This window comes from Kribbella sp. NPDC020701, assembly GCF_055562215.1.
Genome location: NZ_JBVHFT010000019.1, coordinates 139,084 through 158,493, shown reverse-complemented (window position 1 = coordinate 158,493; position 19,410 = coordinate 139,084). Strand labels below are relative to the sequence as shown.

The 19,410-nt window shown below is 69.4% G+C and carries 18 protein-coding genes; 9 read left to right on the top strand and 9 right to left on the bottom strand.

Features of this window, described 5'->3' with window-relative positions; all coding sequences use genetic code 11:
- Positions 1 to 5: 5 nt before the first annotated feature.
- Both ACZ3HV_RS36480 and trmB read left to right on the top strand, forming a co-directional pair.
- The gene (locus tag ACZ3HV_RS36480) at positions 6 to 2,990 is read left to right on the top strand and encodes a bifunctional [glutamine synthetase] adenylyltransferase/[glutamine synthetase]-adenylyl-L-tyrosine phosphorylase (protein ID WP_465691295.1); all 2,985 of its coding nucleotides are present in this window, start codon (positions 6 to 8) and stop codon (positions 2,988 to 2,990) included.
- Positions 2,991 to 3,066: 76 nt separating this feature from the next.
- Entirely contained in the window at positions 3,067 to 3,714 is a 648-nt protein-coding gene (gene trmB / locus ACZ3HV_RS36475) for a tRNA (guanosine(46)-N7)-methyltransferase TrmB (RefSeq protein ID WP_465691293.1), read from the top strand.
- On the opposite strand, the gene ACZ3HV_RS36470 is transcribed toward trmB, so the two are convergent.
- On the bottom strand, positions 3,695 to 6,322 hold the full coding sequence (locus tag ACZ3HV_RS36470) for a family 78 glycoside hydrolase catalytic domain (RefSeq protein WP_465691291.1): 2,628 nt from the start codon (positions 6,320 to 6,322) through the stop codon (positions 3,695 to 3,697). The genes trmB and ACZ3HV_RS36470 overlap by 20 nt on opposite strands.
- Positions 6,323 to 6,651: 329 nt before the next feature.
- On the opposite strand from ACZ3HV_RS36470, the gene ACZ3HV_RS36465 reads away from it, so the two are divergent.
- The 5 genes from ACZ3HV_RS36465 (at position 6,652) to ACZ3HV_RS36445 (ending at position 11,139) form a co-directional block, all read left to right on the top strand.
- The gene (locus ACZ3HV_RS36465) at positions 6,652 to 7,563 is read left to right on the top strand and encodes a sulfite exporter TauE/SafE family protein (RefSeq protein WP_465691290.1); all 912 of its coding nucleotides are present in this window, start codon (positions 6,652 to 6,654) and stop codon (positions 7,561 to 7,563) included.
- Between the two features lie 57 nt (positions 7,564 to 7,620).
- Positions 7,621 to 8,688 carry an ABC transporter substrate-binding protein gene (locus tag ACZ3HV_RS36460; protein ID WP_465691288.1) on the top strand — a complete coding sequence of 356 codons (1,068 nt, stop codon included), beginning with the start codon at positions 7,621 to 7,623 and terminating at the stop codon, positions 8,686 to 8,688.
- A 266-nt stretch (positions 8,689 to 8,954) separates the two neighbouring features.
- Positions 8,955 to 9,752 carry an ABC transporter ATP-binding protein gene (locus tag ACZ3HV_RS36455; RefSeq protein ID WP_465691286.1) on the top strand — a complete coding sequence of 266 codons (798 nt, stop codon included), beginning with the start codon at positions 8,955 to 8,957 and terminating at the stop codon, positions 9,750 to 9,752.
- Positions 9,739 to 10,617 (top strand): ABC transporter permease, encoded by an 879-nt coding sequence (locus ACZ3HV_RS36450; protein WP_360375605.1) that lies wholly within the window; start codon positions 9,739 to 9,741, stop codon positions 10,615 to 10,617. Before ACZ3HV_RS36455 ends, ACZ3HV_RS36450 begins: the two co-directional genes overlap by 14 nt.
- An 81-nt stretch (positions 10,618 to 10,698) precedes the next feature.
- Complete coding sequence (locus ACZ3HV_RS36445; RefSeq protein ID WP_465691284.1) at positions 10,699 to 11,139, top strand: PLD nuclease N-terminal domain-containing protein; 441 nt, start codon at positions 10,699 to 10,701, stop codon at positions 11,137 to 11,139.
- 53 nt (positions 11,140 to 11,192) lie between these two features.
- Here ACZ3HV_RS36445 and ACZ3HV_RS36440 read toward each other — a convergent pair whose 3' ends face one another.
- The 6 genes from ACZ3HV_RS36440 to ACZ3HV_RS36415 form a co-directional block, all read right to left on the bottom strand.
- The gene (locus ACZ3HV_RS36440; protein WP_131350551.1) at positions 11,193 to 11,486 is read right to left on the bottom strand and encodes a WhiB family transcriptional regulator; all 294 of its coding nucleotides are present in this window, start codon (positions 11,484 to 11,486) and stop codon (positions 11,193 to 11,195) included.
- A 198-nt stretch (positions 11,487 to 11,684) separates the two neighbouring features.
- Complete coding sequence (gene crcB, locus ACZ3HV_RS36435) at positions 11,685 to 12,050, bottom strand: fluoride efflux transporter CrcB (RefSeq protein ID WP_465691282.1); 366 nt, start codon at positions 12,048 to 12,050, stop codon at positions 11,685 to 11,687.
- Positions 12,047 to 12,445, bottom strand: a complete 399-nt coding sequence (crcB, locus tag ACZ3HV_RS36430) for a fluoride efflux transporter CrcB (protein WP_465691281.1) — start codon at positions 12,443 to 12,445, stop codon at positions 12,047 to 12,049. Before crcB (ACZ3HV_RS36430) ends, crcB (ACZ3HV_RS36435) begins: the two co-directional genes overlap by 4 nt.
- On the bottom strand, positions 12,438 to 12,992 hold the full coding sequence (locus ACZ3HV_RS36425) for a histidine phosphatase family protein (RefSeq protein WP_465691279.1): 555 nt from the start codon (positions 12,990 to 12,992) through the stop codon (positions 12,438 to 12,440). The genes crcB (ACZ3HV_RS36430) and ACZ3HV_RS36425 overlap by 8 nt, the downstream gene beginning before the upstream one ends.
- A gap of 3 nt (positions 12,993 to 12,995) precedes the next feature.
- Positions 12,996 to 13,292, bottom strand: coding sequence for a hypothetical protein (locus ACZ3HV_RS36420; RefSeq protein ID WP_465691277.1), 297 nt, complete (start codon positions 13,290 to 13,292; stop codon positions 12,996 to 12,998).
- A 116-nt stretch (positions 13,293 to 13,408) separates the two neighbouring features.
- The gene (locus tag ACZ3HV_RS36415) at positions 13,409 to 13,924 is read right to left on the bottom strand and encodes a GNAT family N-acetyltransferase (RefSeq protein WP_465691275.1); all 516 of its coding nucleotides are present in this window, start codon (positions 13,922 to 13,924) and stop codon (positions 13,409 to 13,411) included.
- A 254-nt stretch (positions 13,925 to 14,178) separates the two neighbouring features.
- Here ACZ3HV_RS36415 and ACZ3HV_RS36410 point away from each other — a divergent pair, with 254 nt between their 5' ends.
- Together ACZ3HV_RS36410 and ACZ3HV_RS36405 are read left to right on the top strand one after the other, a co-directional pair.
- On the top strand, positions 14,179 to 15,258 hold the full coding sequence (locus ACZ3HV_RS36410) for a 3-deoxy-7-phosphoheptulonate synthase (RefSeq protein WP_465691274.1): 1,080 nt from the start codon (positions 14,179 to 14,181) through the stop codon (positions 15,256 to 15,258).
- Between the two features lie 172 nt (positions 15,259 to 15,430).
- Positions 15,431 to 17,506: a phosphocholine-specific phospholipase C gene (locus tag ACZ3HV_RS36405; protein ID WP_465691272.1), complete on the top strand. Its 2,076-nt coding sequence runs from the start codon at positions 15,431 to 15,433 to the stop codon at positions 17,504 to 17,506.
- A gap of 60 nt (positions 17,507 to 17,566) precedes the next feature.
- Here ACZ3HV_RS36405 and ACZ3HV_RS36400 read toward each other — a convergent pair whose 3' ends face one another.
- The gene (locus tag ACZ3HV_RS36400) at positions 17,567 to 18,382 is read right to left on the bottom strand and encodes an ATP-binding cassette domain-containing protein (RefSeq protein ID WP_465691270.1); all 816 of its coding nucleotides are present in this window, start codon (positions 18,380 to 18,382) and stop codon (positions 17,567 to 17,569) included.
- A complete protein-coding gene (locus ACZ3HV_RS36395; protein ID WP_465691268.1) occupies positions 18,379 to 19,410 on the bottom strand; it encodes an ABC transporter permease in 1,032 nt (343 codons plus the stop codon). The genes ACZ3HV_RS36400 and ACZ3HV_RS36395 overlap by 4 nt, the downstream gene beginning before the upstream one ends.

Below are 19,410 nucleotides of genomic sequence, written 5' to 3'. Positions count from 1 at the left end.
CAGAGGTGGCTGAGGCTCGGCGGGGTTCGTGGGAAGGTCGGCTGGTTCGGCTCGGTTTCGCGGATCCGCGGCGGGCCGGGGTGATGCTGGAGCAGCTGGACGCGCTCGATGCCCGCAGCCCGATGGTGACCGAGCAGTTGATCACCAGTTTGTCGGAGTCGGCGGATCCGGATCTCGCGCTGCACGGGCTGTGCGGGATGGCCGAGGCGCTGCATCGGCATCAGTACGACCTCGCCGCTTTCGCGCGCACGCTCGAGGTGGACGACGGCTTCCGGCGCCGGCTGGTGTTCGTGCTCGGCGCGAGTGAGGCGCTCGGCCGGCATCTCGGCGTACATCCGCGGCACTGGTACGACCTGGCGGACCCTGCGCTGGCGGGTGCCCGTCCGTCGGTCGAGGACGTCGCTGCCAAGCTCGCCAAGGCCGTCGACGCCGAGAACCCGGTCGACGCGCTCCGGGTCGAGTACCGGCGGCTCCTGCTCCGGCTGGCCGCGCGCGACCTGGCCGAAGGGCTGCTGGTCGACGAAGTGGCCGCGGTCCTGGCCGACCTGGCCGGGGGAGCGCTCGAGACCGCCCTGCACATCGCCCGCAACAACTACTTCGCGGCTCATCCGGGCGCCGCCGACTGCCGTCTGGCGATCATTGCCATGGGCAAGTGTGGCGGCCGCGAGCTGAACTACGTCAGCGACGTCGACGTACTCTTCGTCGCCGAGCCGCTCGATGGTGAGCCGGAACTGCCCGCGCTCAAGACTGCGAGCCAGCTAGCCGCCGCAGCGATGCGGATCTGCTCGGACCACACCGGTGAAGGCACGCTCTGGCCGGTCGACGCCGCGCTGCGCCCGGAAGGCAAGTCCGGCCCGTTGGTTCGAACTCTCGACAGTCATCTCGCCTACTACCAGCGCTGGGCCAAGACCTGGGAGTTCCAGGCCCTGCTCAAGGCCCGTCCGGTCGCGGGCGACGCGAAGCTCGGTCAGCAGTACGCCGAGAAGACCGCGGAGCTGGTGTGGTCGGCGGCCGACCGCGAAGGGTTCGTCGGCGACGTCCAGGCGATGCGGCGGCGCGTCATCGACCACATCCCGGCGGCCGACGTCGATCGCCAGCTCAAACTCGGTCCGGGCGGTCTGCGCGACGTGGAGTTCGCCGTACAACTCCTGCAACTCGTCCACGGCCGCAGCGACGAAGCGGTCCGCAGCGGTACGACGCTCGTCGCGCTGGAGTCACTCACCACGAACGGGTACGTCGGCCGCACGGATGGCGCCGTACTCGCGGACGCCTATCGGTTCCTGCGGTCGATGGAGCACCGCATCCAGCTGTACAGGTTGCGGCGTACGCATCAGGTCCCCGACGACGAAGCGGACCTGCGCCGGCTCGGCCGCTCGCTCGGGTTCACGAAGAACCCGATCACCGAGCTGACCGCGGCCTGGAAGAAGCACGCGCTCGAGGTGCGACGGCTGCACGAGAAACTGTTCTACCGACCGCTCCTTGCGGCTGTCGCGCGGATCCCCGGCCAGGAGGTGCGGCTGACACCCGAAGCCGCGAAGCAGCGGCTGACCGCGCTCGGGTACGCCGATCCCGCTTCCGCACTGCGGCACATCGAGGCACTGTCCGAGGGCGTGTCGAGGCGATCGTCGATCCAGAAGGCGCTGCTGCCCGCGATGCTCGGCTGGTTCGCGGAGTCGCCGGATCCGGATGCCGGACTGCTCGCCTTCCGGACCATCTCCGACTCCCTCGGGTCGACGCCGTGGTACCTGCGTCAGCTGCGTGACGAGGGCGCGTCGGCGGAGCGGCTCGCCCACCTGCTCGCGAGCGGCCGGTACGCCGTCGACCTGTTGCAGCGCGCGCCCGAGGCGACCGCGATGCTCGCCGACGAACGCGAGCTCGTGCCACGGACGCCGGAGGCCTTGCTGACGGAGATGTCCGCGGCCGCCGGCCGGCAGGACGAGCCCGAGGCCGCGGTGGCCGCGATCCGGGCGGTCCGGCGACGTGAGCTGTTCCGCGTGGCCGCCGCGGATCTGTCCGGGTTGCTCGATGTCGAGGCGGTCGGGCTGGCGCTGACTGTGATCACGGCCGGAACGCTCACGACAGCGTTGGAGGTTGCGCGCCGGACGATTGCCAAGGGACAGCCGGAGCCGACCAGGATGGCGATCGTCGCGATGGGCCGGTTCGGCGGGCACGAGCTCGGGTACGGCAGCGACGCGGACGTGATGTTCGTGCACGACCCGAAGCCGGGTGCGGACGAGAAGGCGGCGACGGACTTCGCCACTCAGGCGGCGACCGAGTTCCGGAGGCTGCTGGCATTGCCCGGCGCGGATCCGGCGGTCGCGGTCGATGCCGACCTGCGTCCCGAGGGCCGCCAGGGACCGTTGGTCCGGACGTTGGCGTCGTACGCGTCCTATTACGCGCGTTGGTCGGCGGTGTGGGAGGCGCAGGCGTTGCTGCGGGCCGATCCGCTCTGTGGTGACGCGGATCTGTGTCAGTCGTTCCGCGAACTGATCGACCCGTTGCGTTACCCGGCGAACGGGGTCAGCGAGCGCGATGTGATGGAGATCCGCCGGATCAAGGCGCGGGTCGACGCGGAACGGCTGCCGCGCGGCGCCGACCGGGCCACGCACACGAAGCTCGGCCGCGGTGGACTCGCCGACATCGAGTGGACCGTGCAGCTGCTGCAGTTGCGCGAGGCACACCGGGTTCCGAGTCTCCGGACGACGCGCACCCTCGGCGCACTGCAGGCCGGGGTCGAGGCCGACCTGATCGACCCGACCGAGGCGGACATCCTCCGCCGGGCCTGGGAGATGGCCACCCGGATCCGCAACGCGATCATGCTCGTCCGGGCCAGGGCCAGTGACTCGCTGCCCCGTGACCCCCGCGACCTGGCCGCCGTCGCCCAGATCTGCGGTTACCCGCCGGGCGAAACCAGCCGCTTCTCCGACGACTACCTCCGCCTCACCCGCCACGCCTCCAACACCGTCGCCCGTCTGTTCTGGGACGACTAATAGACTCCTGCTGGTGAATGCAGTGGATCAGGTCAGGCAGGAGGGCGTTTTCAGCCACGTCCGGCGGAGTGTGCGGATGACGGTTGGACAGAAGCGTGTCTGGGAGACGCACTGGTCCGAGCTGGGACGGCGGCTGGAGGAGTTGCCGCCGGGGCGGGTCGATCTCGCCGCGTGGTTCGAGCGGGACGCGCCGACCGTGCTGGAGATCGGGTCGGGGATGGGCGACGCGACGGCTCAGCTCGCGGTGGCGGCGCCGGAGCTGAATCACCTGGCCGCGGAGGTGTATCCGGCCGGGCTCGGCCAGTTGATGTTGTGGGTGGAGAAGTACGACCTCGACAACGTCCGGCTGCTGCACGGCGACGCGCTCGACTTCCTCCGGGACCACGTGGCCCCCGGCACGCTGGCCGGCGTACGCATCTACTTCCCGGACCCGTGGCCGAAGAAGCGGCACCACAAGCGGCGCCTGGTCACGCGCGGGTTCGTCGCGCTGGTGGCGTCCCGGCTGCAGCCTGGCGGGACGTTGCACCTGGCCACCGATTGGGCGGACTACGCGGACCGGATGCTCGAGATCTGCGAGGCCGAGCCGCTGCTGCGCAACCAGTACGACGGCTGGGCCCCGCGACCGGAATGGCGGCCGGTGACAAAGTTCGAGACCCGCGCCCAGGCCGAGGGCCGCGAGTGCCGCGACCTCCTCTTCACGCGGGTCACGCCGAGCGACTCGTGAAGCTCCACTGCCCGGCCGGCACCGTGTAGATCGTGTAGCCGTCCTCGTACGCCGGCTCGCTCACAAAGGGACCCGGTACGGCGGTGACGTCCGAGGCAGCCGCGGACGGTACGTGGACCTCGGCCGTCGTACCGACCGGGACCTGGACCTCCACCGACAGCACCCGGCTCGTCCTCTTCCAGACGACCGACACCCGGCCGCGAATCGTCTCGGTCCGGATGCCGGCGGAGTCCACCTCGCCCCGCGCGTCCGGTCGGACCACGATCCGCTCCCAGCCGGCGTCGACGTTGCGGAGACCGGCGACGTTCTCGAAGATCCATTGCACGACGGTGCCCTGGAAGTAGTGGTTCCGTGAGCGGGAGTCGTCCTCCCACTTCTCCCACATCGTGTCCGCGCCGAGCTCGAACCAGTAGCCCCAGCTCGGGTACGTCCGCTGCAACGCGACCTTCGTCGCCACCTCGCCGTATCCGTGCGCGGTGAGAACCGGCAGCAGTACGCCGACGCCCAGGCACCCGGTGTTGAGATGGAAGCCTCGCGCCTCGACGTCGGCGGCCAGGTTGGCGGCGACCCGCTCGACCAGTTCGCCGGGCACCATCCCGAACGCCAGCGGTAGGGCGTTGGACGTCTGCCGGTAGTCCGGGTCATCGGCGGACCGATACCGGCCGGCCTCGCGATCCAGGAACGCGCGGTTCAGACCGTCGGCGAGCTCGGTCGCCGCCTTGCGATAGTCGTTGGACTGCCCAATGATGTCGCCGATCTCCGCCGCCGCGAGCAAGGCCCGGTACAGGTACGCCGTCCCCGTGAGCCGCCGGTCCTCCGGCGCCGGGCCCCGGCCGTAGCCCGGTGGGAGCCAGTCGCCGAGCACGCTGACGGACAGCCCGTCCTCGACCCGGTCGAGCTCCCACGACAGGTAGCGCGTGAGCGGTTCCCAGTGCTCGCGCAGCAGCCGGTCATCGCCGTACGAGCGATGCATTTCGCGCAGCAGGAACGGATAGACCGTCGGCCACTCGGTCGCGGGGGAGAGATCGGTGAACCCCCAGCCGCTGGACGGGACGATCACCGGCAACTGTCCCGACGCGACCTGGCTGTCCCGGATGTCGCCGAGCCACTTGGTGAAGAACCGGGCCAGGTCGAACGCGGCCAGCATCGTCGGCCCGCCCACCTGCGCGTCACCGGTCCAGCCGTTCTTCTCGTACAACGGCGTATCGGTCGGGATCCCGTGCAGATTGCTCAGGATCGTCCGGCGCATCGCCTGGTCGAACTGCTCGTACGACGGCTGCGTCGAGGCGAACCTGGTCACCGTCGGAACGTCGGAGTTGACGACCCGCATCGCCACGTCCGGACGCTCCGCGAGTCCTTCGATCTGGACGTAGCGGAAACCCTTGTAGGAGAAACGCGGCTCCCAGGTCTCGACGCCCTGGCCGGCGGCGATGTACTCGTCACGCTGGATCCGGTCGCCCTCGACGTGCCCGTTGACCGCGACCACGTTGCCGTCGGCAACCGTCTCGCCGTGCGTCAGGCTGATCGTCGTACCAGCGGCAGCGGTCACGGTGAGCCTGGTCCAGCCGGCCACGGTCCGGCCGAAGTCGGCCACCCACACCCCGGGGCCGGCCTCGGTGAGCTCGATCGGGTCGACGGTCTCGATCACCCGGATCGGCTCGTGCGCCTGCGCGACCAGCTTGCCCCTCGGTGCGTCGACCACGGTGGCTGCGGACCATGCCGAGGCGTCGAAGGCGGACGTGTCCCAGCCGGGGAGGGCGCGGCGGGCGTCGTACGTCTCGCCGAGGTACAGGGAGTCGGAGAGCGTCGGGCCGCCGGTGATGCGCCAGGTCTCGTCGGTGATCACCTCGGCGGTGCGGCCGTCGTCGTACTCGATCACCAGGCGCGCGATCAGGCGTGGGTCGGCGGTCCAGGCGGTCTGGTGCCAGCGCCAGACATTCGGGCTCGTCAGACCGAAGAACCCGCGGCCGAGTTCGGCGCCGACCACGTTGTCGCCGGCGCGCAGCAGGTCGGTGACGTCGTGCGTGGTGTAGAGGACGGTGTGGTCGTAGGCGGTGAAGCCGGGGTCGAGGACCGCGTCACTCACCGCCTGGCCGTTGAGGCGGAGGTCGGCGTACCCGAGGCCGCTCGCGTACAAGCGCGCTCGCCGTACTGTCCCGTCGACCGCGAAGGCCCGGCGCAGGAGCGGAGCGCTGTCGACCGCGCCGCCGATCCAGCGGGCGTCGCCGAACCCCTCGTCGAGGAGAGCGGTCTCGAACCATTCCGGCTCGGCCCACTCGCCGATGCGGTCAAGGCCGTCCCACAGCCGCACGGTCCAGTGGTAGCGCGTGCGGGGTGCCGTCGGGCCGTCGTACTCGATGCCGAAGGTCCGCGCCGACGCCACCTTGCCGGAGTCCCACACATCCGCGCTCTCCGGCGTCAGCAGCTCCGGCGACGTAGCCACGAGGACCTGGTACGCCGACTGCGTCGCGCCGTACCCCGGAGCCGTGGCGACCCAGCTCAGCCGCGGCCTGGTCACATCAGTGCCTAACGGGCGGACGGCGTACTCAGTCTTGAGGGATCGGGCAGTCAACGGACCACCAGGCGTCCATCCGTCCGGCACGTGCATCAGGCTCCTCAGGCTCGTCTCGGCACCCCGAGGACCCTAGGCAGCTGGGGGGCGGGCTTTCAACATTCCTGACCAGATCCGGACGATGATCGAAAATGATCGTTTGTCTCACTTCGCGACTTGTCGTCTCACATGGCGAAACCTGAGCATGTTACTCGACTTTGTCCGCTTTCATGGATGCATGCAGGTCACCTCGAACGCTCCCGGCGCCGCGCTCACGCGCCGCCGGCACGTCGACCTGCTGCGCGTGAACTCTTCGGGTTGTTGACCTCGGCGTAGGACCTTCCGCCTTCCGTCCGCGTCTCCTCCCGACCCGTAGGAGCAGCTCCGTGCGTCGTCTCATCCTGATCGCCTTGCTGGGCTCGATCGCCCAGCTCGTCGACGGCACCCTCGGCATGGCGTACGGCGTCACCGCCAGCACCGCCCTGCTGATCACCGGGATCACCCCGGCCGTCGCGTCCGCGTCCGTCCATCTCGCCGAGGTCGGCACCACCCTCGCCTCGGGACTGTCGCACTGGCGGTTCGGCAACGTCGACTGGCGCGTGGTCGCGCTGATCGGGGTGCCGGGTGGTGTCGGCGCGTTCGCCGGCGCGACGTTCCTGTCCAGCCTGTCGACCGAGTCCGCCTCGGTCTGGGTGGCCGGCCTGCTGCTTCTGCTCGGTGTCTACATCCTGGCCCGGTTCGCGACCGGGAAGGTGCGGGCGATCGTGGAGGGCCGGCCGGCCGGCAAGTTCCTCGGACCGCTGGGTCTGGTGGCCGGGTTCATCGACGCCACCGGTGGTGGCGGCTGGGGCCCGGTCGCGAACTCGGCACTGCTCAGCAGCGGCAAGCTGGCGCCCCGGCGCGCGGTCGGCTCGGTGAACGCCGCCGAGTTCATCGTCTCGGTCGCGGCCAGCGTCGGGTTCCTGTTCGGACTCGGCCGGCAGAACCTGCCGTTCAGCATCGTCGGTGCGCTGCTGATCGGCGGCGTTCTCGCGGCGCCGCTGGCGGCCTGGCTGGTGTCCCGGCTCGCCACCCGCTGGCTCGGTGTCGGTGTCGGCCTGGTGCTGATCCTGACCAACGCCCGCACGCTGCTGAACGGCCTCGACGTGGCCACCGCGCCGCGCTACGCGGTGTACGGCGCTCTCGTCCTCGGCTGGGCCGCGGTCGTCGTCTACGGCATCCGGTTCGCCGGCCGCCGCGCGGTCGCTGAGGCCGAGCGTCTCCTCGACGACGAGCGTGACCTCGAAACCGTCTCCTGACCTGCGCTTTCTCTTCCGCCCGCGGCCGTCCGGCCGCCCGCAACTGAAGGTCTTCCTGTGCGCATCTCCAGCTTCCGTCCTGCCCGTCTCCTCGTTGCTGCTCTGGCCCTCGCGGTTGCCGCCGCCGGCTGCTCCCGGGCGGACAAGGACGAGACCCCGGCCGCCTCGTCCGACAAGGGCCCGGCCACCGAGCTCCGGCTCGGCTACTTCCCGAACGTCACCCATGCCGCCGCGCTCGTCGGCCTCGGCAAGGGCCTGTTCACCAAGGAGCTCGGCAACACCAAGCTGGTGCCGACCAAGTTCAACGCCGGTCCGGAGGCGGTCGGCGCGCTGCTCGGCGGCTCGCTGGACGCGTCGTTCATCGGCTCCGGTCCCGCGATCAACGCCTACGCGAAGTCGAACGGTGAGGCGGTCCGCCTGATCGCCGGTACGACGTCCGGCGGCGCGCAGCTCGTGGTCAGGTCGACGATCACCAAGCCCGAGGACCTGGTCGGCAAGACCGTCGTCACCCCGCAGCTCGGCAACACCCAGGACGTCTCGCTGAAGAAGTGGCTGGCCGAGAAGAACCTGACCGGCAAGGTCAAGGTGACCAACCTGGAGAACGCCCAGACCCTGGATGCGTTCAAGAAGGGTGACATCGACGCCGCCTGGCTGCCCGAGCCGTGGTCGTCGCGACTCGTTCTGGACGCCGGCGCGAAGGTGCTGCTGGACGAGGCCACGCTCTGGCCGGACGGCAAGTTCCCGACCACGGTGCTGATCGTCCGGACCCACTTCCTGCAGGAGCACCCGGAGACGGTGAAGGCGCTGCTGAGCGGCCTGGTGGCGTCGATCGACTTCGCCAACACCGACAAGGCGGCGGCCAAGACCGTGGTGAACGCGCAGCTGAAGGAGGCGACCGGCAAGGCGCTGAAGCCGGACGTGATCGACCGCGCGTTCGAGAACATCCAGATCACCGCGGACCCGATCGCGTCCACGTTCCCGCAGCTGGCCAAGGACCAGGTCACCGCGGGCATCGCCAAGGAGGCGCCGGCGGTGGCCGGGTTCGCCGACCTCGGCCCGCTGAACGACGTACTCAGCAAGGCAGGCAAGCCGGCCGTCGACGCGGCCGGCCTGGACACGAAGTAGCTCACGCAGCCATGAGGAGGCAGCCATGACAGTGCTTTCGGCCGGGCCTTCGGCACCGGCAGGGTCATGGGGCCTTGGCTCCCGGCCTTCCCTCGTCGTTCCAGTCGCTTCGCTCCCTCCACTCCTCAGTCCAGGCCGGGAGGCCCCATGACCGTATCGATGCCACGCCTCCGGCGCGGCGGGTCATGGGGCTTTGCCTCCCGGCCTTCCCTCGTCGTTCCAGTCGCTTCGCTCCCTCCACTCCTCAGTCCAGGCCGGGAGGCCCCATGACCGCGATAGTTGAGTCCGATCGGACGGTGTCGGACAGTGTGGTGAGTCCGGTGCGGTTCCACCAAGTGGGCAAGGCGTTCGGGACCGGCCGGAAGGCGGTCGTGGCGCTGGACGGCGTCGATCTCGAGGTCGGGGCCGGAGAGTTCATCTGCCTCCTCGGGGCTTCGGGCTGCGGCAAGACCACGTTGCTCAACCTGGTCGCGGACCTGGACCAGCCGACGACTGGCCGGATCGAGCTGAACTCGTCGCGGCCGGCCGTCGTCTTCCAGGAGCCGGCGCTGATGCCGTGGCTGACGGCCGCCGGGAATGTCGAGCTGCCTTTGCGGATGGCCGGCCTACCCAAGTCGCAGCGGCGTGCGAAGGCTGCCGAGCTGCTGGAGCTGGTCAGGCTGGCCGGGTTGGGCGACAAGCGGCCGCACGAGCTGTCCGGCGGCATGCGGCAGCGGGTTGCGCTGGCTCGGGCGCTCGCGTCGACGACCGACAACACCGGCTCCGGCACGGGCAAGCCGTCGTTGCTGCTGATGGACGAGCCGTTCTCGGCGCTGGACGCGATCACGCGTGACGTGCTGCAGGGTGAGCTGCTGCGGATCTGGCGTGCCACCGGTACGGCGATCCTGTTCGTCACGCACGACGTCCGTGAAGCCGTGCGGCTCGGGCAGCGCGTCGTACTGCTGTCGTCGCGGCCCGGCCGGGTCGTGCGCGAGTGGGATGCGGAGAACCTGCCTGAGGCCGAGGCGGTCGACGAGATCAACGCCGCACTGCGCAAGGTGATCAGCAGCCATGCCGCAGCCTGAGGTTCTGGAACACGGGTCGGTCGAGGCCGGCCTGGATGCGCTGGACACGCCGGTCATCGCGGCGGAGGGCTCGCGGATCAGGCGGCTCGCTGCGCGAGTGCTACCACCGATCGGTGCGATCGCGCTGTTTGTCGTCGTGTGGCAGCTGTTGTGGGCGGCCGCGTTCTGGCCCGAGTTCAAGCTGCCCGCACCGGCCGACGTGTGGGGGCAGATCTGGCAACTGGTGACAAGCGGCAAGATCCTGGAACTGTTCTGGGTGTCGGTGCACCGGGCCGTGATCGGCTTCGCGCTGTCGCTCGTGATCGCCGTACCGCTGGGCCTGGCGATCGCCAACATCAAGGTCGTACGCCGGGGGATCGGGCCGCTGGTCTCGGGGCTGCAGAGCCTGCCGTCGGTGGCCTGGGTGCCGGCCGCGATCCTGTGGTTCGGGTTGAACGACCGGGCCATCTACTGGGTCGTGCTGCTGGGCGCGGTGCCGTCGATCGCGAACGGGCTGGTGTCCGGACTGGACCAGGTGCCGCCGATCCTGCCGCGGGTCGGCAAGGCGCTCGGTGCGGGCCGGCTGGGCGGGATCCGGTACATCCTGCTGCCGGCCGCGCTGCCCGGGTTCCTCGGTGGCCTCAAGCAGGGCTGGGCGTTCTCCTGGCGGTCGCTGATGGCCGCCGAGCTGATCGCGACCTCGCCCGAGCTCGGTGAGGGCCTCGGCCAGTTCCTGCACAACGGCATGTCGTTGTCCGACATCTCGATGGTGTTCGCCGGCATCATGCTGATCTTCGTGGTCGGAGTCGGCATCGAGCTGCTGGTGTTCCGTCCCCTGGAGAACTCGGTGCTGCGGGCGCGCGGACTGACCGCATCGACCCGCTGAGTTCCGCCGGATCCGGTTACGGGTTGGCTTCTTGGCCGTCGTGCCGCGGGCGTGTTCCCCGATCCGCCGTACTGTTGGAGCGTGGTCCGATTTCTGCCGTTCCTGATCAGCCTGGTGCTCAGCGTCTACGCGCTGTTCTCCTGCATCCAGACGCCCGACGAGGAGGTGCCGCACCTGCCCAAGCTGGTGTGGATCGTCCTGATCGTGTTCGTCCCGTTCGTCGGGCCGATCGTCTGGCTGCTCATGTCGCGGACCCAGTCCAGTCGCGCGGACAGCACCGGACGACCGTCGAAGCCGCCTTCCCGCCCCGTCGCCCCCGACGACGATCCGGACTTCCTCAAGTCCCTGGATCGCTACCGGGATCCGCGGACGACGGCCAAGCCGCCGGAGCGTCCGAAGGATGTGACGAAGGACGAGCCGAAGGAGCCGAAGCGGTCCAAGGCCAAGGACAGCGACAAGGCGAAGGACGCGGAGGCACCGACGGAAGAGACTCCGTCAGAGCCCGACGACGGTAAGGCCTGAGCTTTCGCGCAGGCCTCACCGGCCGGAACGTGGGTGATTGGCTGCCGCGGTGACTACGCGGACTTTCGGTGCTCGGGGAGGAGGGTGTTGTCGCGCTCGGACTCCGTGGTGCCGCCCCAGACGCCGTACGGCTCTCCGACCGACAGCGCGTGCTGCCGGCACTCGGGCTGGACCGGGCAGGTGCCGCAGAGCGACTTGGCCACCATCTCGCGGGCGCGTTTGCGAACGCCACGCTCCGATTCGGGCGAGAAGAAGAGCTCCGGGTTGACGTCCCGGCAGGCGGCTTGTGACTGCCAGTCCCACAGATCCATGAGCGGGCGGGGCAGGCGAGGCATCCCTCTCGACATGGCAACCTCCTTGACTCACCGTGAGCGCGGACGGGCGCTCGGTGAAAACTATGCTCAACTCACACCGAGTTCAACCCTTGTTGTCTCGAAGTTCGGTCCATTCGTTATCGCGGAGTTCTCTCGCGGCGCCGTCGCAGGCCGTGAGCGGCGCTTTTCACGCGGAGAGCGTGTTCACGTCATCACGTGATGTGACATGGGTCACTTAGACAGCCAGGCGCCGAGAACGGCGGCGAGCAGACCGGCTCCGAGGTTGAGTACGACGTTCAGCACCGCCAGGCCACGGCGTCCGGAAGCGGCCAGTGCGGTCGTCTCCGCGGCGAAGGTGCTGTACGTCGTGAACGCGCCACAGAACCCGACGCCGACGAGCAAAGCGATCGTCTGATGACCGACGCCGGTGAGCAGTCCGAGCAGCAGGCTGCCGAGAATGTTGACGGTGAAGGTTCCCCACGGCAACGGACTCTGGATCCGGGTGCCGAGCAACAACCGGGCGACCATGTGCTTGTCCACCAGGAACCGCAGGGGAGCGCCGACCGCGGCGCCGAGGGTGACGAGCAGGATGTTCATCGCGACCGCCCGTTCACGCGACCGAGCCGGCCCCACTCGCCCAGAGCCGCCGCCAGCATCGCTGCGATGACCGTGCCGAAGTAGTAGACCAGGGCAACGACCACGTGCCCGTGCAGCAGCTTCTCGGTATCGACCGCGAAGGTCGAGAACGTCGTGAAGCCGCCGAGGATGCCGGTGCCGAGGAACGGCCGCAGCAGCGGATGCGATCGCGGGGTCAGGCGGGCCAGCAGAACGCCGATCGCGAAACAGCCCACCACGTTCGTCGCGAACGTCGCCCAGGGAAAGTCACCCGGTCCGTGCGGGAACGCCTCGGCCAGCCCGTACCGGGCCAGTGAGCCGATGATCCCGCCGAGCGCCACCACACCCACGACGCGAGGCAGTTCGGAGTCAGCCATTCTCCGTCGGATCGTAGCGGTAGTACTCGTGCCCGCCGTGCGCGGTGCCGGTCTCGCCGGTCAGCGCCCGGATCACCATCGCGTGCGTGACCGCCAGGACCGGTCCGTCGGTGCTGGCGGTGTGCCGGGCGAGCGCCGCACGGGCCCGCTCGCGGACCCGGGACAGCGGCTCCCACGGTCGCTGGATGCCTTCCGGCCATTCCCCGTCGTACGCCTCGAGCTCGGCCTGAGCAGCCCGTACGTCGGCCATGCTGCGCCACGATCCGGTGTGGTCCGGCAGCCAGTCGCGCAGGTCGTAGTCGACCCGGACGCCGAGGGCCAGGCGATGACCGATGATCGCGGCGCTGTGCAGGGCGCGCGTGAACGGCGAGCTGACCAGGTAGGTCGCCCGTACGCCGCTGAGGATGTCCGCGAGCTCCTGGGCCTGCTTCGCGCCAAGGGCGGTCAGCGGGGCGGAGTCAGCCGCCATCCCGGGCCAACCCCGCGCATCGATCGGCTCATAATCCGGCTCACCATGCCGAATCAGATAAATCTGCGTCACGGGCATGTTCTACCTGAGATGGCGGGCGCCTGCCCATCCTCGGGCGTGGCTCGGTGGGACTGGATCGGTCAGCGCGGCGGGTGGCCGGACCTGGTGGAGCTCGTCGAAGACGTGGTCGATGCCCGCGGCGGCCTCGGGTTGGGGATCGATCCAGCGCACCTCGGTCGCACCCTGGTGGCCGTGCACCGCGAGTACGGAGTGCAGATCCGGCCAGACCGCGGTCGCGGGATTCTCACCGCGCCACCGCAAGGCCACCGACCCGTCGCTGAACTCACACCCCTCCGCGACCACGCCCGTGCCTGACACCCCACTTGGATCCCGGTACCGAACCAACTCGAAGGTCCGCGGCCTCACCACCTGCTGCACTCCCCGTTTGTCTCGACCCGTCGTTGCAGCCCTCAACGAGTCCGAACCACCTCCGGTTACTGACGAGCAACCGGACGGCGCATGAAGATCCGCTCCGCCGGGTCCGGCCCGAACGCCGTCTCCTCGGCCAGAATCTCGGTCAGACCAGGTGTCAGCTCGTCGGTGCGCAGCTCCACGAACCCGAGGCGCGCGTAGTACGGCCCGTTCCACGGCACCGCGCGAAAGGTGCTGAGCGTCAGCGCCGGCATCCCCTGCGCGGCAGCCCACGAGTCCACGTGGTCGATCAGCCGCCGACCGAGCCCGTGGCCCTGGTGGTCGGGATGAACGCTCACCTGCTCGATGTGTGCCGCACCGTCCACGAGCTTGACCAGGACGAAGCCGATGACCTGGTCCTCGGCGTCGGCGAGCACCCAGAGGCGGCCGGCCTGACGGAAGTGTTCGAAGACCTGGAGGGACGGCGGTGGGTGCTCCGCGACGTCGGTCATGCCGAGGTTCGCGAAGAGGACGCCGGCGGCGACATCGAGGTGCTGGAGGAGCGGAAGCTCGTCGGGACGCGCCGTACGGATGTTCACCGGGTGAGACAACCATGACCAGGGCTCGGATGCCATCGGATTCCGTCCGGGTGCTATCGTCGTACTCGTGAAGCGCAGCTATTGGCGATTTTTTGAGTGGCCGGCCCTGGTGCCGGGCAGCTCAGCCGATCGCTGACGCCCAACCGAACACTCCAGAGCCGGCTCGAAGGCAAGGACATCCGTCCTTGCCTTTTCTCGTTCTCAGCCGGCGCCTGCGACCATCCGCGGCCGTCCGGCGGAAAGGTCCCAGTCCCATGAACACCCTGCCGAAACCGAGCGAACAGACCGCCGTCGTCGACCGGCGGATCGAGAAGACGGTCCCGCTGATCACGCCGCTCGCGTTGCACGACGAACTGCCGCTGAACGACACCCTGGCCCGGACCGTGGTCGACGGTCGCCAGGCGGCGGCCGACGTACTGAACGGCGTCGACGACCGCCTGCTGGTCGTCGTCGGCCCGTGCTCGGTGCACGACGCCAAGGCGGCCCTCGAGTACGCCGAGCGCCTCCGACCGGTCGCCGAGCGACTCTCCGACGGTCTGCTCGTGGTGATGCGCGTGTACTTCGAGAAGCCGCGCTCGACCCTGGGCTGGAAGGGCCTGATCAACGACCCGGGCTTGGACGGCTCCGGTGACGTGAACCGCGGTCTGCGCACCGCACGGCAGTTGCTCTTGCAGGTGACCGAGCTGGGACTCCCGGTCGGCTGTGAGTTCCTCGACCCGATCACGCCGCAGTACATCGCCGACACTGTCGGATGGGGTGCGATCGGCGCGCGGACAGTCGAGAGCCAGGTGCACCGGCAACTGTCGTCCGGTCTGTCGATGCCGATCGGGATGAAGAACCGCCCCGACGGCTCGATCGGTACGGCGGTCGACGCGATCAAGGCAGCCGCCGTACCGCATGTGTTCACCGGTATCGACCACGACGGCGCTCCCGCGATCCTGCACACCCGCGGCAACCCGGACTGCCACCTGGTACTGCGCGGATCCGACAGCGGACCCAACTACGACGCGGAGTCCGTGGCCGGCGCTGTCGAACTCCTGCGCAAGGCTGGTCTGCCCGAGCGAGTAGTCATCGACGCGAGCCACGGCAACAGCCGCAAGGATCACCGCCGGCAGCCGGTGGTGGCCGAGGAGATCGGCACGCAGGTCGCGGCGGGCAACCGGGCGATCGTCGGCGTGATGCTCGAGTCGTTCCTGCGGGAGGGCCGCCAAGAGCTCGACCCGACCCGCGAACTGACCTACGGGCAGTCGATCACCGACGCGTGCCTGGGCTGGGAAACCACCGAGACGGTGCTCGAAAAGTTGCGGGACACCGCGATCGCCCGCAGGGGATAGCTGTTCATCTGGAGGTCTCACAGCGGCTACAGGGCGACCCTAAGGTCCCGACCATGACTGTGTTGATGCCACGCCTCCGGCGCGGCGGGTCACGGGGCTGTAACTCCCGCCCTTCCCTCGTCGCTCCAGTCGCTTCGCTCCCTCCGCTCCTCAGTGCAGGCCGGGAGGCCCCATGACCGGGATCTCCCGGCGCCTGGTGCTCGGTTCGGCGGTGGGTGGGGCAGCGGTCTCGCTGCTCCCACCCTCGCTGCACACCGCGATGGCGCAACCTGTGCGGCGCGGTGGTCTGCGAGCGATCGAGCACGTCATCGTGCTGATGCAGGAGAACCGCTCGTTCGACCACTACTACGGCACGCTCCGCGGGGTCCGCGGGTACGGCGACCGGCTGCCGCTGCGACTGCGTGACGGCAAGAGCGTCTTCCACCAGCCGAAGGCCGGTGGCGGCGAGGTGCTGCCGTTCTCGATCCGCAAGGCGGCCGCCGACGCGGGCCGCAACCCCGACGACATCCAGTACCTCGGCGCGCTGGCCCACGGCTACAAGGACGCCACCCAAGCCTGGGCCAACGGCTGGCACGACGACTGGGTCCAGGCCAAGACGCCGGCCACCATGACCCACTACGAGCGCCGCGACATCCCGTTGCAGTACGAGCTCGCCGAGACCTTCACGATCTGCGACGCGTACCACTGTTCGGTCAACGGCTCGACGAACCCGAACCGCAACTACCTGTGGTCCGGCACCACCGGCTACGAGCCCGGTACGACGCAGCGCGCGGTGACGAACGCGGCGTACTCCTACGACCACGCGGGCTACGACTGGACGTCGTACCCGGAACGGCTGGAGAAGGCCGGTGTGTCCTGGCAGATCTACCAGGAGTGGGACAACTTCACCGACAATGCGGTCGAGTACTTCACGACCTTCAAGGAGCTCGGGCACCGGATCCTGGCATCGGTGCCGGGTGGTTACCGGACCACTGAGGAGTTCTACGACAAGCTCTTCGCGAAGACGCCGGCCGAGCAAGCCGAGGCGCTGCAGCAGCTGAACGCGGCCGTCGAGAAGCTGCCGGCCAAGGATCAGAAGCTGTTCCGCAAGGCGATGTACCGGTCCGAGCCGGAGTCGCTGATCCCGCGGCTCCGCGCCGACATCAAGGCCGGGACGCTGCCCCAGGTGAGCTGGCTCGTGCCGTCCGCAGTCGACTCCGAGCACCCCGGATCGTCAACGCCGGTGGGCAGCGCGAACCTCGTCTACGAGCTGCTCGACGCGATCGCCGCGGACGCGGAGACCTGGTCCAAGACCGCGCTGTTCATCAACTTCGACGAGAACGACGGGTACTTCGACCACGTCCCGCCGCCGGTCGCACCGCGGCCCGACTCGGGTGCGGGCGACGACTGGTACGCCGGCCAGCCGATCGGACTCGGCCCCCGGGTGCCGATGACGGTGGTGTCGCCGTGGTCGATCGGCGGGCACGTGAACTCGCAGGTGTTCGACCACACCTCGGTGATCCGCTTCCTCGAGCAGTGGACCGGCGTCCGCGAGCCGAACATCAGCACGTGGCGGCGGACCGCGTGTGGCGACCTCACGTCGGCGTTCGACTTCCAGCGTTCGTACCGGCAGCCGTCGGTCGACAAGCCCGGCCCGGTGCCGGCTCCGATCGCGCGCTGGAAGCCGACGCCTCCGGTCGACCAGGCGGTGCCGCAGCAGGAGCCGGGCCGCCGGCCGGCCCGCGCGATCCCTTACCAGCCGTCGGTTTCCGGGCTCGTTGCTGATGGCAAGCTGATGCTGGCGTTCAGCAACGATGCGGCGGAGGCGGCGCACTTCGCGATCTACCCGTACGGCGGTGAGCTGCCGGCGCCCGCGCATCTCGACGTCCGGCGGTCCCAGGTCCAGGAGATCGCGGTGGACGGCCCGTTCGAGCTGGCGGTGCAGGGACCGAACCGGTTCTGGGTCGAGCTGGCCGGCTCGGTCGACGGGGCGGCCGCCGGGCTCGACGTCCGCGCGGACCGGCACGGCGACTCGCTCGAACTCGAGCTGGTCAACACCTCGCGCAAGCCGCTCACCCTCAAGGTGAAGGCCCGCGGGTACGGCAGCAAGACGTCCGTGGTCGAGTTGCGTGGCAAGCAGACCCGCACACTGCCCTGGCCGACCGACCACGGCTGGTACGACGTCGAGGTCACGGTCGTCGAGGACACGACGTACCGTCGCCGCCTCACCGGCCACCTGGAAACCGGCAAGCCGAGCATCACCGGCTGACCCGTGACGTCCGAAGAAGCGAGGGGCAGAGCCCTCGCTTCTTCGGACGCACCCTCGGTGTCAGTCGATTGGTCTGTCATCCTCCAGCGTCGCTGCGCCGGTCATGATCGCCACGCCCTCGCTCATGGTGTGGCTGGCCGGTGTGATGACGCCGGCGCACCGGCCGAGCCGCTGGATGTGAATCCGGTCGGCGACGTCCCATACGTGCGGCATGTTGTGGCTGATCAGGATGACCGGCAGCCCTCGGCGGCGCAGCCCCTTGATCAACTCCAGCACCTGGTTGGACTCCTTGACCCCGAGGGCGGCGGTGGGCTCGTCGAGCACCACCACCTTGCTGCCGAACGCCGCGGCCCGTGCGACCGCCACGGCCTGACGCTGTCCTCCGGACAAGGTCTCGACCGGTTGCTGGATGTTCTGGATGGTCTGGATGCCGAGGTCCCGGACAGCGCCGGCCGCACGTTTGCGCATGCCGCCGTGGTCGAGCATCCGGAACACCGAGCCGAGGATCCCGGGCCGTCGTTCCTCGCGGCCGAGATACAGGTTGCTGGCGATGTCGAGTGCCGGCGCGACGGCAAGCGTCTGGTACACGGTCTCGATGCCTGCTGCGCGAGCGTCCTGCGGGCGCCGGAAGGTCACCGGCTGGTTCTCCAGCATCAGTTCACCCGCGTCGGGCACGAGCGCACCGGTCAGGCACTTGATCAACGTGGACTTGCCGGCGCCGTTGTCGCCGATGATCGCGAGCACCTCCCCGGCGTGCAGGTCCAGGTCGACACCGTCCAGTCCGATGACGCGCCCGAACGTCTTGACCAGTCCTCGTGCGGACAGCACCGGGATCTTGACCCGGGTGCCCTCGGCTGTGCCGATGATCGCTGTCATGAGCGCACCCTCCTGATCCACTGGTCGACCGAGACCGCCACGATGACGAGGACCCCGACGGCCAGCAGCCGGTACTGCGCATCGACCCCGGCCAGCGAGAGCCCGACGGTGAACGCCTGCACGATAAGTGCTCCGAGCAACGTTCCGAGCAGGCCGCCCCGGCCGCCGAACAAGCTGGTGCCGCCGATGACGACGGCGGTGATGCTGTCGAGGTTGGCGTCGACGATCGCATTCGGGCTGGCAGCCCCGGCCCGGCCGATCAGGACCCAGCCGGCGATGCCGTAGATGACTCCAGCCACGGCGTACACGCTGAACAGGACCCGCCCGGACCGTACGCCGCTGAGCCGGGATGCTTCCGGTTCGTCACCGACGGCATAGACATGACGGCCCCAGGCGGTCTGGCTGAGGGCGAAGCCCACGACGAGGTACAGGGCGCCGACGATGACGACCCCGGTCGTGATCCTGAAGCTCCCGATCGAGAAGCCTTCGCCGGTCCAGTTGAGCAGTGCCGGCAGCCGGTTGTTCTGGATGCTCTGACCACTGGAGTAGAGCAGCGCGATCGCGGTGAAGATGCTCAGCGTGCCGAGCGTCACGATGAACGGTGGCAGGCCGACGCGGGTCACCAGGAACCCGTTCAACGCACCGGCGGCCAGGCCGAGGATGATCCCGGCACCCAGCGCGAGCCAGGCCGGCCAGCCGTTGTCTGCCGCCAGGGTCGCCATCACCATCGTGGAGAGGATGGTGATGGCGCCCACAGACAGGTCGATGCCCGCGGTCAGGATGACCAGCGTCTGGCCGACCGCCAGGGCGGCCACGACAGCGGTTTGCTGGACCAGCAGCGACAGCGCCGCAGGACTCGCGAACCGGCTGTTCACGAGGGTGAAGCACACCACCGTCAGCACCAGGATGATCGCCGGACTCAGCGCCGGCCGCTGGTGGAGCAGGTGCTGCACCCGTTGCCCCAAGGTGTGCTCCCGGCGGGCCATTTCCTGCGCCGCGGCTCCGGGGGTGGTGCTCTGAAGGGTCAT